This window comes from Leucobacter sp. GX0328, from assembly GCF_053567315.1.
Window position 1 is genome coordinate 133,907 of the sequence record NZ_JBSGPC010000002.1, and the last position, 12,585, is coordinate 146,491.

Sequence of the window (12,585 nt, forward strand, 5' to 3'; positions counted from 1 at the left end):
CGATACGCACGGCCCCTGCCGTCCGCGAAGACTAGATCTTCGAGGAGGCGTCCTTCAGCACGCTGCGGAGGATGCCGCCGATCTCAGCGAACTCCGCCGGACCGATGGTCAGCGGGGGAGCGAGCTGGATGACGGGGTCTCCGCGGTCGTCGGCGCGGCAGTACAGACCGGCTTCCCACAGCGCGGGCGTCAGGTAGTCGCGCAGCAGACGATCCGACTCCTCGTCGTTGAACGTCTCCTTGGTGGCCTTGTCCTTCACCAGCTCGATGCCGAAGAAGTAGCCCTCGCCGCGCACGTCGCCGACGATGTCGATGTCGAGCAGCTTCTCGAGCTCGGCGCGGAACAGCGGGCTGTTCTCGCGCACGCGGCCGTTCAGATCCTCTTCCTCGAAGATGTCGAGGTTCTCGAGCGCCGCGGCAGCCGCTGCCGGGTGACCGGCGAAGGTGAAGCCGTGGTAGAACGTGTTCTCGGTCGAATTGAACGGCTCCGAGACCTTGTCCGAGACAATCATCGCGCCCAGGGGCACGTAGCCCGAGGTGATGCCCTTCGCCGAAGTGATGATGTCGGGCTCGTAGCCGAGGGCCTTCGAAGCGAAGAACTCGCCGACGCGGCCGTAGGCGCAGATGACCTCATCCGAGACGAGCAGCACGTCGTACTGGTCGCAGATCTCGCGCACGCGCTTGAAGTAGCCGGGGGGAGGCGGGAAGCAGCCGCCCGAGTTCTGCACCGGCTCGAGGAAGACGGCGGCGACGGTCTCGGGGCCCTCGAAGAGGATGGCCTCTTCGATGCGGTTCGCGGCCCACTGGCCGAAGGCCTCGAGGTCGTCCGAGGGTGCGCCCATCTCGGCGGCGCGGTAGAAGTTCGTGTTCGGCACGCGGTGACCGCCCGGGGTCAGCGGCTCGTAGAACTTCTTCATGTCGGGGATACCGGTGATCGCCAGGGCGCCCTGCGGGGTGCCGTGGTACGCGACCGAGCGCGAGATCACCTTGTGCTTCATCGGCTGGCCCTTGATCTTCCAGAAGTGCTTGGCCAGCTTGAATGCGGACTCGACGGCTTCGCCGCCGCCGGTGGTGAAGAACACCTTGTTCATCTCGCCGGGGGCGTACGACGAGAGGCGCTCCGACAGCTCGATCGCTGCCGGGTGCGCGTACGACCAGATCGGCATGAAGTCGAGCTGCTGCATCTGCTTGGCCGCAGCCTGCACGATGCGCTCGCGGCCGTGGCCGGCGTTCACGACGAAGAGGCCCGCGAGCCCGTCGATGTACTCCTTGCCGGCGGCGTCGTAGATGTGGTGGCCCGATGCCTTGGTGATGACGGGGATGCCGTCGTTCAGCACCTTGCGGTTGGTGAAGTGCGGCCACATGTGGCGCTTGGCCGAGGCCTGAAGGGCGGCGGTGTCGACCGCTGCTGTCGGATCGAATGACATGGTTATCGTGTTCCCCAGTCGTATTTCTGTTTGTTGAGTTGGAGGTAGACGAAGGTCTCCGTCGAAGCAACGCCGCTGATGGTGCGAATCTTCTCGTTCAGCAGCTCGATGAGGCCGTCATCGTCCTCGCAGACGACCTCGACGAGGATGTCGAACGTTCCGGCGCTCAGTACGACGTAACTGATCTCCGGAATCTCGGCGAGGCGGTCTGCGACGATTCGGGTATCGCCGGATACGCGGATGCCGAGCATCGCCTGCCTGCTGAAACCGAGCCGCATGGGATCGGTGACGGCGACGATCTGCATCACTCCGGCGTCTGTGAGCTTCTGCACGCGCTGGCGCACCGCGGCCTCGCTGAGGCCGACGGCTTTGCCGATCTCGGCGTACGAACGGCGGCCATCGATCTGCAATTGCTCGATGATCGCCTTCGACGTCGAGTCGAGTGTCGGAGTACTTCGTTTTGTGCTCACGCAACTGATTCTTACAGCAAGAGAGTGAAAAAGCAAAGGATTCCGCAGAAATTGATATTCAATACTTTGCATATGCGCACTTCTGGCGCAATTCTGAGGCGAAGGAATGTGTCTGCTGCGGGCTTCGGCGTGAGTTTCTTAAACCGAAGCCAAAATGCGACTCGGCAGTGCTTTTCGGCTTAAAAAGAAAATTTTGACACTGATTTCTAGAGATTGTATGCAGAAAACGACGAAAGGGCTATGCCGGTGGAGTGAGATGTGCCATATTTCCTCTATCGGTTCGTGACGGCGCGGTCGAAGCGTCGACGAGGCGCGCCGCAGGTTCTTAAAGGAGAGAGCATGACGAGTACCAAGACGGGTGTAGCGCGCGGCGCCTCCCTGAAGCGCAATCTCGGGCTCTGGGCCATCGTCGGCCTGGGGCTGGGATACATGACCCCGACAGTGGTCTTCGATACCTTCGGCATGGTCGCCCGCGACACCAACAACGTCGTGCCGCTCGCGTACCTCGTGGCGCTGATCGTGATGGTCTTCACCGCGATCAGCTACGGCAAGATGTCGGGCGCCATCCCGAGCGCGGGCTCCGCCTACACCTACGTGCGCGAGTCGATCCACCCGAACGTCGGCTTCCTGGTCGGCTGGACCTCGCTCATCGACTACATGCTGCTGCCGATGGTGAACTGCCTGATCATCCGCAGCTACCTCGAGGCCGTGTTCCCGTCGGTGCCCGGCTGGATCTGGGTCGTGCTCTACTGCATCCTCACGACGGGCATCATCTACTTGACCATGCGCGGCACTTCGAACGTGAACATGATCCTGCTCGTCTTCTCGATCGTCGTCATGACGGTGTTCGTCATCATGGTGTGGGCGCAGCTCGCCGGCGGCGAGGGCGTCGGCACGGTGGCCTCGATGCAGCCGTTCTTCCACGACGGCGTCACCGCAGGAGCGGTGCTCATGGGAGCGACGATCGTCTGCTTCTCGTTCATCGGCTTCGACGCGGTCACGATGTACGTAGAGGAGGCCCGCACGCCGAAGATCGTTCCGCGCGCACTGATTCTCACCGTGCTGATCGGCGGCGCCATCTTCCTCATCGCCGGGTACTTCACCCAGCTGCGCTTCACCGATTGGAATTTCTTCGCCCCCGGCGGCGACATGCAGTTCGTCGAGGATTCGACGCTGCCGATGATCGGCGACGCCGTCGGCGGCCCGGTGCTCATGGCCGTGCTGACCGCCGCGGGTTTCTGCGCGACCCTCGCCTCGGGCCTCGCCTCGCACGCCTCGGTCTCGCGCATGCTGCTCGTCATGGGCCGCAACGACGTGCTGCCCAAGAAGTTCTTCGGCTACATCAACCCGAAGACGCACACTCCGACGTTCAACATCGTGCTCACCGGCATCGTCTGCCTGACGGCCGTGGTGTTCACGCTCGAAATGATCGCCGCGTTCATCAACTACGGCGCCCTCATCGCGTTCTCGTTCGTGAACATCTCGGTGATCGCCTGGTTCGCGATCCGCCAGGGCCGCCGCAAGACGCCGAAGGACATCTTCAACTTCATCGTGCTGCCGCTCATCGGCGTCGCCATGACCGGTCTGCTCTGGGCGAACCTGCACGCCGATGCGCTCATCGGCGGTGTGATCTGGACGCTGCTCGGGCTCGTCTACCTCGTCTTCCTCACCAAGGGATTCAAGAAGAAGGTCGCCGCCTTCGACGAGGATCAGGCCGTCACCGGCTACAACAAGGTCGTCGGCTCCGACACCGAATAGCACCGCCACCGGTGCCCGTCACGAACGGCCCGTCGTCTCGGCCGGAGAGCGCAGGCTCTCCGCGCCCGGGGCGGCGGGCCGTTCGGCCTTCCGCCCGTGGCGCTCCGCATCGAAGAGGGGCAGGGTGATGCTGCAGAGCGGGCCGATGAGGAGGGCGAATGCGACGGTGCCCACGCCGGCGTTGCCGCCGAGCAGCCAGCCGATCGCGAGCACGGTGAGCTCGACCGACGTTCGGCCGGCCCAGACCGGCATACCGAATCGGGCATGCAGTCCCGTCATGAGGCCGTCGCGCGGGCCCGGCCCGAGTCGAGCCCCGATGTAGACGCCGCTCGCGATGGCGAGCAGCAGCATGCCGGTCGCGAAGAAGAGTACGCGCGCCCAGAGCGTTCCGGGCGAGGGGAGCAGCCAGAGCCCGAGGTCGATGCCCGGGCCGACCAGCAGGATATTGAGCACGGTGCCGAGCCCGGGCTTCTGGCGCAGCGGGATCCAGAGGAGGAGCACCGCGAGCCCGATGAGGTTCGTGAGGAGCCCGATGCTGAGCCCGGTATGCAATGAGACGCCCTGCGCGAAGACGGTCCAGGAGTCGACACCGATCGCCGCACGGATCATGAACGCGTCGGCGATGCCGTAGAGGAGCAGACCGGGAACGAGGCGGGCGAGACGGAAGAGCATAGTGATCAGTCCACTTCAGTTTGGACTGGTGAACAAGATGCCAATCTGCATATAGTGGCCATATGATCTCGCAACGACTCTCAGCACGTCGGTTCGCGCGGCTGCTCGGAGACTGGCGCGGAGACGGCTTCGGATACCAGGAGCTCGCCGACAGCGTCGTGCTGCTGATGCGCGACGGAGCGATCGCTCCGGGAACGTCGCTGCCCGCCGAGCGCGGGCTCGCGGAGGAGCTCGGCATCAGCCGCACCATGGTCGCGGCGGCCTATCGCATGCTCCGCGAATCGGGCCTGGCGCTCTCGAAGCAAGGGTCGGGAACCATCGTACGGGCGCCCCGCCGGGCGGATCTGGACGCGGCGGACGCAGCGGGAAGTGCGGCGATCGACCTGTCGACGGCGTGCCCCGAACCCTGGCCGGGCATGGAGGCCCTCGCCGCGCAGTCGCTGCACGCGGCCCCCGGGCTGTTCGCGCAGTCGGGCTTCGACACCATCGGCAGGCCCGATCTGCGCGCGGCGCTCGCCGACCGCTATACGAGGCGCGGCCTCGTCACGACGCCCGATCAGATCATGGTGACGCTCGGCGCCCAGCATGCCATCCACCTCGTCGCGCGCACACTGCTCGGACGCGGCGATCGCGCCCTGATCGAATCGCCGAGCTACCCCCACGCGCGCGAAGCGCTCGCGAGCACCGGCGCCCTCGTCGCCGAACTGCCGGTGTGGCAGCGCGAATACGACGCCGCGGGCATGCTCGACATCGCCGCTCGCGTGGCACCCCGCCTCGCATACCTCATCCCCGACCACCACAACCCGACCGGGCAGAGCATGCCGCGCGGACTCCGCACGCGTCTGATCGCAGCGCTCAGCGCGTCGGGCGCGCACATGCTGGTGGATGAGACCACCGCAGAGCTCATGCTCGGCGAGCACCGGCTCGTCGAACCCTTCGCGGCGGCCGCCGAGCAGCCGCATCAGCGCGACGCCATCATCACCGTCGGGTCGCTCGGCAAGACCGTCTGGGGCGGGCTGCGCATCGGCTGGATCCGGGCGACGCCCGACCTGATCGCACGCCTCGAAGCCGCTCGACGTGTCGGCGATCTGGGAACCGCCTCGTGGGAGCAGGTGGCCGCGGCTCTCGCACTCGAACGGTACGACGAGATCCTCGACTTCCGCACGCGCGAGCTCACGAAGCGGCACCGAGTACTCACGGAGCAGCTCGCCGCCCGGCTTCCCGACTGGCGAACGACCGCGGCAGTCGGAGGCGTCTGCCTCTGGGTCGACATCGGCGAGCATCGGAGTACGGCCCTCAGCCGCGAGGCCGCGCGTCGCGGAGTACGGCTGCCGCCGGGCCCCCGCTTCGGCAGCCCCGGGATGTTCGAACGGTTCGTGCGGCTGCCGTTCTCGTTGCCCGAAACCCGGCTGATCGATGCCGTGGCCGTGCTCGGCGAGGCCCGCGAAGCCGCGCCGTCGACGAGAACGGAGCCGATCGAGATGGACGCCGTCATCTGACCGGGACGGTAGAGTTGGTGCATCATGCTTGATCTCGATTTCAACGCCCGCTTCAAGGCGCTGCGCGCCACATACGCCGACATCGCGGCGGTGTCAGACCTGCCCCGCCTCGATCGCGAGATCGCGGAGCTCGAGGAGCAGGCCGCCGCCCCCGGCCTCTGGGACGACCCCGCCGCCGCCCAGAAGGTGACGAGCGGCCTGAGCCACCGCCAGGCCCGCGTGAAGCGCCTGCGCGGCGTCGAGAGCCGCCTCGACGACCTCGAGGTGCTCGTCGAGCTCTCGCAGGAGATGGAGGACGCGGATTCCGAAGCCGAAGCGACGCAGGAGCTCGCCGACCTCGAAACCGTGCTGCAGGATCTCGAGGTGCAGACCATGCTCTCGGGGGAGTACGACGAGCGCTCCGCCGTCGTCACCATCCGTTCGGGCGCGGGCGGCGACGACGCCACCGACTTCGCCGAGATCCTGCTGCGCATGTACCTGCGCTGGGCCGAGCACCACGACATCCCGACCAAGGTGCTCGACACCTCGTACGCCGAGGGCGCCGGTATCAAGTCGGCGACCTTCGAGGTCGACGCGCCCTACGCGTTCGGCAAGCTCTCCGTCGAGGCCGGCACGCACCGCCTCGCCCGCATCAGCCCGTTCGGCTCCGCAGACAAGCGGCAGACCAGCTTCGCCGGCGTCGAGGTCATCCCGCTGCTCGAAGAGGCGACCGAAGTGGACATCCCCGAGACCGACATCCGCGTCGACGTCTACCGCTCCTCGGGCCCCGGGGGCCAGTCGGTGAACACGACCGACTCCGCGGTGCGCATCACCCACCTCCCCACGGGCATCGTCATCTCGATGCAGAACGAGAAGTCCCAGATCCAGAACCGCGCCGCGGCGATGCGCCTCCTGCAGACCCGCCTGCTCCTGCTGCAGAAAGAACAGGAAGCGGCGAAGAAGAAGGAGCTCGCGGGCTCCGTCACCGCCAGCTGGGGCGACCAGATCCGCTCCTACTTCCTTTACGGCCAGCAGCTCGTGAAGGATCTGCGCACCGGCCACGAATCCTCGCAGCCCGATGCCGTGTTCGACGGCGATCTCGACGGTTTCATCGCCGCCGGCATCCGCTGGCGATCCCTGTCGAAGAACGACTGAATCGCCGCTGAGATCGCCCCGCTCCGCGCGCCGCCGCGGCCCCTCCCTGCGACTTCCCGCAGAATGGCTGCAGAAGCGCCGCGTGGCTGCGTGTCGCGCGCAGACCAGAGAGTAGGGTCGAACCCGTCATGATCCTCTTCGAGAACGTCACCAAGAAATATCGCGGCACGGCGAAGCCCGCGCTCGACGGCATCGACCTCAAAATCGATCGCGGCGAGTTCGTGTTCATCGTCGGCGCTTCGGGCTCAGGCAAGTCGAGCTGTCTGAGACTCATTCTGCGCGAAGACCAGCCGAGTGCGGGCAAAGTGCACGTGCTGGGGCAGGACCTCAGCAAGATCTCGTCGCGCAAGGTGCCCTACTTCAGACGCAACCTCGGCACGGTCTTCCAGGATTTCCGACTGCTGACCAATAAGACCGTCTACGACAACGTCGCCTTCACGCTGCAGGTCATCGGCAAGTCGCGCGGATTCATCCAGGAGGCCGTGCCCGACACCCTCGAGATGGTCGGGCTCGCGAACAAGGCCAAACGCTACCCCCACGAGCTGTCGGGCGGCGAGCAGCAGCGCGTCGCCATCGCGCGCGCGATCGTGAACAAGCCCGCCATCCTGCTCGCCGATGAGCCGACGGGCAACCTCGACCCGGCCACCAGCCTCGGCATCATGCAGCTGCTGCGCGCGATCAACGCGGCCGGCACGACCGTCGTCATGGCGACACACGAAGCCGCATTCGTCGACATCATGCAGCAGCGCGTCGTCGAGCTGTCGCAGGGCGTCGTCGTGCGCGACGAAGTCGGCGGCGGCTACGGCGAGACCGCATCGATCCCTGTCGCCGATCTCTCGGCCGAAGGCATGCAGGTGCTGCGCACCACCGAAGCGGTCGTGCGCGCCGCCCTCGCCCCGGACGATGCAGCGGCCGCAGCGGCAGCCGCGGAAGCCGTCGCGGAGAGCACCGCGACGGTGGAGGCCGCGGCCTCGGCCGTCGCCGCCGAAGTTCTCGCAAGCGCTGATCGGTCGCAGCCCGTCGACGGGAACGACCGCATCGAAGCCAGCGTCTTCGAGGAGCCGAACCCGTTCGACGACCAGCACGACGACGAGGACGACTTCGACGACACCCGCCGGGCGGGGGACGAGAGGCGCATTCCCGCCTTCCTCGAACCCGCCGATGCCGCGGACGAGCAGGCGAACCGGAAACCCCGCGGCCCGCTGCCGCCCATGGACCCCGTGCGCATGTCCGAGACCGGCAACCTCGCCGAAGCACTCGGGCTCAACCGCAAGGACAATGGCGATCAGACTGATGTGGGGCCGGTGCGATGAGATTCGGTTTGGTGATCGGCGAGGTCTGGAACGGCCTGCGCCGCAATATGTCCGTCGTCATCTCGGTGGTGCTCGTGACCTTCGTGTCGCTCACCTTCGTCGGCGCTGCCATCATCATGCAGCTGCAGATCCAGCAGATGAAGACCTTCTGGTACGACCGCGCCCAGGTGGCCGTCTACCTGTGCACCGAGTACGACGAGAGCGCGACCTGCTCGGGCACCGACGCCGGCGAGGCCGAGATCACGGCGGTCGAGGATGCGCTGAACTCCGAGACGCTGCAGCCCTACGTCGACGACTACTTCTTCGTGGATCACGAGCAGGCGTACGACGAGTTCACGAAGCAGTTCGCAGGCAACCCGATCGTCGACATCACGAAGCCCGAGCAGCTCAACCAGACCTTCTGGCTGAAGCTCAAGGACCCGTCGCGCTCCGAGATCATCCAGGAGACCTTCTCGGGCATCCCCGGGGTGCAGAGCGTCTCCGATCAGCGCAGCCTGCTCGACCGCATCTTCCTCTTCCTCGGCGTAGCGAGCTACACCGCGATCGCGATCGCGGGCCTCATGCTCATCGCGGCGATGCTCCTGATCTCCACGACCATCCGCCTCTCTGCATACTCCAGGCGCCGCGAGATCGGCATCATGCGGCTCGTCGGCGCCTCCAACAGGTTCATCCAGACGCCGTTCATCATCGAAGGCATCATCGCGTCGCTCGTCGGCGCCGTGCTCGCGAGCGCGGCATCGGTGTCGATCGTGAAGTTCTTCGTACAGGATTTCCTGGTGCAGGAGATACCGTTCACGAGCTACATCACCGTCGAACAATCGCTCATCGTGCCCCCGGTGCTCATCGTGCTCGGCGTCGCGCTCTCGGCGATCGCGGCGAAGATCGCGATCACCCGGTACCTGCGCGTATAGCGGGACTGCCGTCCGCATGCGATCTGCCGAGAATCTGACTTCTGCCGCGATCCGGCCCCAGATACTCGGCAGATCGCATATCGACGGGCGGGCGTTCGCCCGGCGCCGGCCGGGCCCGCCCGGGGAGTCGGGGCGCGTCGGTGCGGTATGCTGATGGACTGCGCTACCGGGAGAGGATGTGACATGAGCCCCAAGGAAACCGGTGAGAAGCTCGTCGCCTCGAACAAGAAGGCGCGGCACGAGTACCTCATCATCGACACCTACGAGGCCGGAATGGTGCTGACCGGCAGCGAGGTGAAATCGCTGCGCATGGGGCGGGCATCGCTCGTCGACGGCTACGTGTTCATCGAACGCGGTGAGGCCTGGCTCGATGCCGTCTACATCCCCGAGTACCTGAACGGTTCGTGGACCAACCATGCGCCGCGCCGCAAGCGCAAGCTGCTGCTGCACCGGCAGCAGATCGACAAGCTCTTCCAGAAGACTCGCGACGGCGGAATGACGATCGTCCCGCTGCGGCTCTACTTCCTCGATGGTCGCGCGAAGGTCGAGATCGCGCTGGCCAAAGGCAAGAAGGAATACGACAAGCGCCAGACACTGCGCGAGCGGCAGGACAAGCGCGAGGCCGAGCGGGCCATGCGCACCAAGAACCGAATGGGCGAGTAGCGCTCGGAGAGAACGCCCATTTCTGGGCGTTCTCGCGCTACTCGCCGGGGCCGTCTCGGCCCGGGGTCTAGCTCAGAGGAAACAGCCGTTTCTGGCTGTTTCCGCGTCACTCGCCGGGGCCGTCCCGGAATCGGACGTCGATACTGCACCAACTGCGCGCGGCCAGGCCGATGCACCTGCTACATTGCGTGCTAGGGGCCCGCGCGGGCGGAGCTCCGCGACGTGCGAGCGTCGGCGACCGTCGGCTTCGATGCGAGGGGGCATACGATGACGGATACCGGGATCAGCGGACCCCCGGCCGAGACTGCTCCAGTGGGGGAGTCGAAGCCCAGACGGGCGGCTTCAGCGCTTGTCATCGTGCTGGCCGCGCTCTGCAGCATTCTGCTCCTCGCATCCGTCGGCCTTACGGTCGCCGTGGTCGCGGTCGCGCAGGATCGTGCGAGGCAGACGGCCGAGCTGAGCAGCGTACGGCAGGAGCTGAGCGAGCGCACCCACGGTACGGTGCACGAGGTCGACGGCATCGAGATCCGAGTGATCTCGGACCTCGAATTCGAGTCGCCGTCCATCATCCAAACGGAGGAGTCGGAGTACTGGTCGCTCGTCACTCTGGTCGCGAACGCCGACGAGCAGCAGGCGGCGGAGGCGTTCTTCGATGTCACCGCGTACGACGAGAACGGCGCCATCCTCGACCGGGTGCCGGCGATCAACTATCTGCTGCCCGGTCAGCGGTCGGTCTTCGAGGGGGCGTTCACCTCGGAGTCGCTCGAAGCTGCGTCCATCGTGATCGAGCAGACCCGCCTCGAATTCGGTGAACCGAGCGTGCCCGGCGGCTATTCGGTGGGGGAGTTCTCGGGGACTCCGCAGGGCAGGGTCGAGGTCGAGATCACCTCGTCGCTCGGCGCGGTCGCAGAGTTCACGAGCATCTACATCGTCGGTTTCGTCGGCGACGAGATCTTCGCCGTGTGCGATGACTATCAGGATGTTCCGGCGGAGGGCGCCTTCACTGCAACGTGCGTGCTGGACATCAGCAAGGAGGTCCCGATGGCGGAGGGGGCAGACGGGCCGGCGATTCCGGAGAACGCGGAGTTCGGGGCATACCTCGCGCTCGACCTGCCGTTCTGAACGCGAACCCGCGGAACCCGCAGAGGCCGCCCGGTGCGGAATGCGTTGGGCGGCCTCTGCAGATTCCGCAGTGCGTGATGCGAATAGCTCGGTGGAGCCGCGGGGAATCGAACCCCGGTCCACTTCGACGATTCCGTGCCTTCTACGAGCGTAGTTCGTGAAAACGTTCTACTCGGCCCCGTTCTTTGTCGCGAACACCTAGAACGACAGGCCCAGCCTCAGTGAAAGTCCCGGCGCGCCCTGAGACACGACGCACCAGCAAGCCCCCTAGATGACGCCAGGAAACCGGGGCGGAGGCCCACCCGACCTGACGGACTCGGTCTCGTGCTTAGGCAGCGAGAGCGAAGTCGGTGCGCTTAGCGTTGGCACCTATGATTTGCGAAGGGCGTTAACGAGATAACTCCGCATCCTCGGCCCGCTTCTCACAGTCTCAAATCGACGTGTCGAAACCGATCGGCCCCGTGCACTGCGCCGGTGAGGGCCCAGTCGAGGTATTCGCATCACGCACTGTGGAATTGTCAAACCAGGGCGAACCCCGGCCCTACAGGATACCTCTTCGCGCGGGCAAAACCAAGCCCGGCAGGAAACCGCTCCGTGCGCAGGCGGTAGACTGGTTCACCGTGAGACGGGTGGCGGTGGTGGTGCTTGAGGGGGCGAAACCTCTCGACGTCGGCATTCCGGCGCAGGTGTTCACGACCCGCGCGAGCATGCCCTATACGGTCGATGTCTGCGGCGTGCGCCCGGGCCTCATCGCGGGCGGCGACGGGCTCTCGTACCATGTCGAGCACGGGCTCGAAGCGTTGGAGATCGCCGATCTCATCTTCGTGCCCGGGTACCGCGTGCCCGACCAGGATCCGCCCCCGCAGGTGCTGTCCGAGGCGCTCGGCCGCGCCCACGCTCGGGGGGCGCGCATTGCGGCGATCTCGACCGGCGCGTTCGCGCTCGCGGCGGCCGGGCTGCTGAACGGGCGGCGCGCGACCACGCACTGGCACTATTCGCGTACGCTCGCCGAGAAGTATCCCGAGATCAATGTCGATGAGCGCGTGCTCTTCGTGGATGAGGGATCGGTGCTGACCTCCGCCGGCGCGGCGTCGGGCATCGATCTGTGCCTGCACATCCTGCGCAAGGAGGCGGGGATGGCGGTGGCGAACCATGCTGCGAGGCGCCTCGTGGCCGCGCCGTACCGCAGCGGCGGCCAGGCCCAGTACGTGCCCCACAGCGTGCCCGAGTCGCACGGCGAGCGGTTCACGCACACCCGCGACTGGGCGCTGCAGCACCTCGCCGAGCCGCTCGCGATCGAGGAGCTCGCGGCGCACGCGCGGGTCTCGCCGCGGACGCTCTCACGCCGATTCCGCGACGAGACCGGGTACACGCCGATGCAGTGGATCATGCGCGCGCGGCTCGACCGGGCGCGCGAGCTGCTCGAAGAGACCGATCTGAGCGTCGAACTGATCGCGGTGCAGGTCGGCCTCGGCACGGCCACGAACCTCCGCCGCTACTTCCGCCGTGTGCTCGGCACGACGCCGACCGAGTACCGGCGTACGTTCTCCGACGCATGAGCGGCTCGGCACCGACCCGTTCCCCATCGGATACCGCGCGTTCAGAGTTTGGCGCGAA

The 12,585-nt window shown here is 66.3% G+C and carries 11 protein-coding genes and 1 other RNA gene; 8 read left to right on the forward strand and 4 right to left on the reverse strand.

Going from position 1 to position 12,585, the window contains the following annotated elements; all coding sequences use genetic code 11:
* Positions 1-31: 31 nt before the first annotated feature.
* Together ACUYTF_RS08775 and ACUYTF_RS08780 are read right to left on the reverse strand one after the other, a co-directional pair.
* Positions 32-1,426, reverse strand: coding sequence for an aspartate aminotransferase family protein (locus tag ACUYTF_RS08775; RefSeq protein WP_434142439.1), 1,395 nt, complete (start codon positions 1,424-1,426; stop codon positions 32-34).
* A 2-nt stretch (positions 1,427-1,428) separates the two neighbouring features.
* Positions 1,429-1,896, reverse strand: coding sequence for an Lrp/AsnC ligand binding domain-containing protein (locus ACUYTF_RS08780; protein ID WP_434142440.1), 468 nt, complete (start codon positions 1,894-1,896; stop codon positions 1,429-1,431).
* 339 nt (positions 1,897-2,235) lie between these two features.
* On the opposite strand from ACUYTF_RS08780, the gene ACUYTF_RS08785 reads away from it, so the two are divergent.
* Positions 2,236-3,654: an amino acid permease gene (locus ACUYTF_RS08785; RefSeq protein ID WP_434142441.1), complete on the forward strand. Its 1,419-nt coding sequence runs from the start codon at positions 2,236-2,238 to the stop codon at positions 3,652-3,654.
* 18 nt (positions 3,655-3,672) lie between these two features.
* Here the strand turns inward: ACUYTF_RS08785 and yczE are convergent, their stop codons facing one another.
* The gene (gene yczE, locus ACUYTF_RS08790) at positions 3,673-4,326 is read right to left on the reverse strand and encodes a membrane protein YczE (protein ID WP_434142442.1); all 654 of its coding nucleotides are present in this window, start codon (positions 4,324-4,326) and stop codon (positions 3,673-3,675) included.
* Positions 4,327-4,388: 62 nt separating this feature from the next.
* Here yczE and yczR point away from each other — a divergent pair, with 62 nt between their 5' ends.
* The 6 genes from yczR (at position 4,389) to ACUYTF_RS08820 (ending at position 10,968) form a co-directional block, all read left to right on the forward strand.
* Entirely contained in the window at positions 4,389-5,825 is a 1,437-nt protein-coding gene (gene yczR / locus ACUYTF_RS08795; protein WP_434142443.1) for a MocR-like transcription factor YczR, read from the forward strand.
* A gap of 24 nt (positions 5,826-5,849) precedes the next feature.
* A complete protein-coding gene (prfB, locus tag ACUYTF_RS08800) occupies positions 5,850-6,959 on the forward strand; it encodes a peptide chain release factor 2 (protein ID WP_434142444.1) in 1,110 nt (369 codons plus the stop codon).
* A gap of 128 nt (positions 6,960-7,087) precedes the next feature.
* Entirely contained in the window at positions 7,088-8,272 is a 1,185-nt protein-coding gene (gene ftsE / locus ACUYTF_RS08805) for a cell division ATP-binding protein FtsE (RefSeq protein WP_434142445.1), read from the forward strand.
* A complete protein-coding gene (ftsX, locus tag ACUYTF_RS08810; protein WP_434142446.1) occupies positions 8,269-9,183 on the forward strand; it encodes a permease-like cell division protein FtsX in 915 nt (304 codons plus the stop codon). The genes ftsE and ftsX overlap by 4 nt, the downstream gene beginning before the upstream one ends.
* A gap of 183 nt (positions 9,184-9,366) precedes the next feature.
* On the forward strand, positions 9,367-9,846 hold the full coding sequence (gene smpB, locus ACUYTF_RS08815) for an SsrA-binding protein SmpB (RefSeq protein WP_434142447.1): 480 nt from the start codon (positions 9,367-9,369) through the stop codon (positions 9,844-9,846).
* Between the two features lie 267 nt (positions 9,847-10,113).
* Complete coding sequence (locus tag ACUYTF_RS08820; RefSeq protein WP_434142448.1) at positions 10,114-10,968, forward strand: hypothetical protein; 855 nt, start codon at positions 10,114-10,116, stop codon at positions 10,966-10,968.
* A gap of 89 nt (positions 10,969-11,057) precedes the next feature.
* Here the strand turns inward: ACUYTF_RS08820 and ssrA are convergent.
* Positions 11,058-11,429, reverse strand: a transfer-messenger RNA (tmRNA) gene (gene ssrA / locus ACUYTF_RS08825).
* Positions 11,430-11,588: 159 nt separating this feature from the next.
* Between ssrA and ACUYTF_RS08830 the strand changes: the two genes are divergently transcribed.
* Positions 11,589-12,527 carry a helix-turn-helix domain-containing protein gene (locus tag ACUYTF_RS08830; protein ID WP_434142449.1) on the forward strand — a complete coding sequence of 313 codons (939 nt, stop codon included), beginning with the start codon at positions 11,589-11,591 and terminating at the stop codon, positions 12,525-12,527.
* The last annotated feature ends 58 nt before the right edge of the window (positions 12,528-12,585 follow it).

Excerpts from the sequence above, each read along its gene's own strand:
- ACUYTF_RS08775 (WP_434142439.1), bottom strand. The coding sequence starts at position 1,426 with ATGTCATTCGATCCGACAGCAGCGGTCGACACCGCCGCCCTTCAGGCC.
- ACUYTF_RS08785 (WP_434142441.1), top strand. The coding sequence starts at position 2,236 with ATGACGAGTACCAAGACGGGTGTAGCGCGCGGCGCCTCCCTGAAGCGC.
- yczE (WP_434142442.1), bottom strand. The coding sequence starts at position 4,326 with ATGCTCTTCCGTCTCGCCCGCCTCGTTCCCGGTCTGCTCCTCTACGGC.
- yczR (WP_434142443.1), top strand. The coding sequence starts at position 4,389 with ATGATCTCGCAACGACTCTCAGCACGTCGGTTCGCGCGGCTGCTCGGA.
- prfB (WP_434142444.1), top strand. The coding sequence starts at position 5,850 with ATGCTTGATCTCGATTTCAACGCCCGCTTCAAGGCGCTGCGCGCCACA.
- ftsE (WP_434142445.1), top strand. The coding sequence starts at position 7,088 with ATGATCCTCTTCGAGAACGTCACCAAGAAATATCGCGGCACGGCGAAG.
- ftsX (WP_434142446.1), top strand. The coding sequence starts at position 8,269 with ATGAGATTCGGTTTGGTGATCGGCGAGGTCTGGAACGGCCTGCGCCGC.
- smpB (WP_434142447.1), top strand. The coding sequence starts at position 9,367 with ATGAGCCCCAAGGAAACCGGTGAGAAGCTCGTCGCCTCGAACAAGAAG.
- ACUYTF_RS08820 (WP_434142448.1), top strand. The coding sequence starts at position 10,114 with ATGACGGATACCGGGATCAGCGGACCCCCGGCCGAGACTGCTCCAGTG.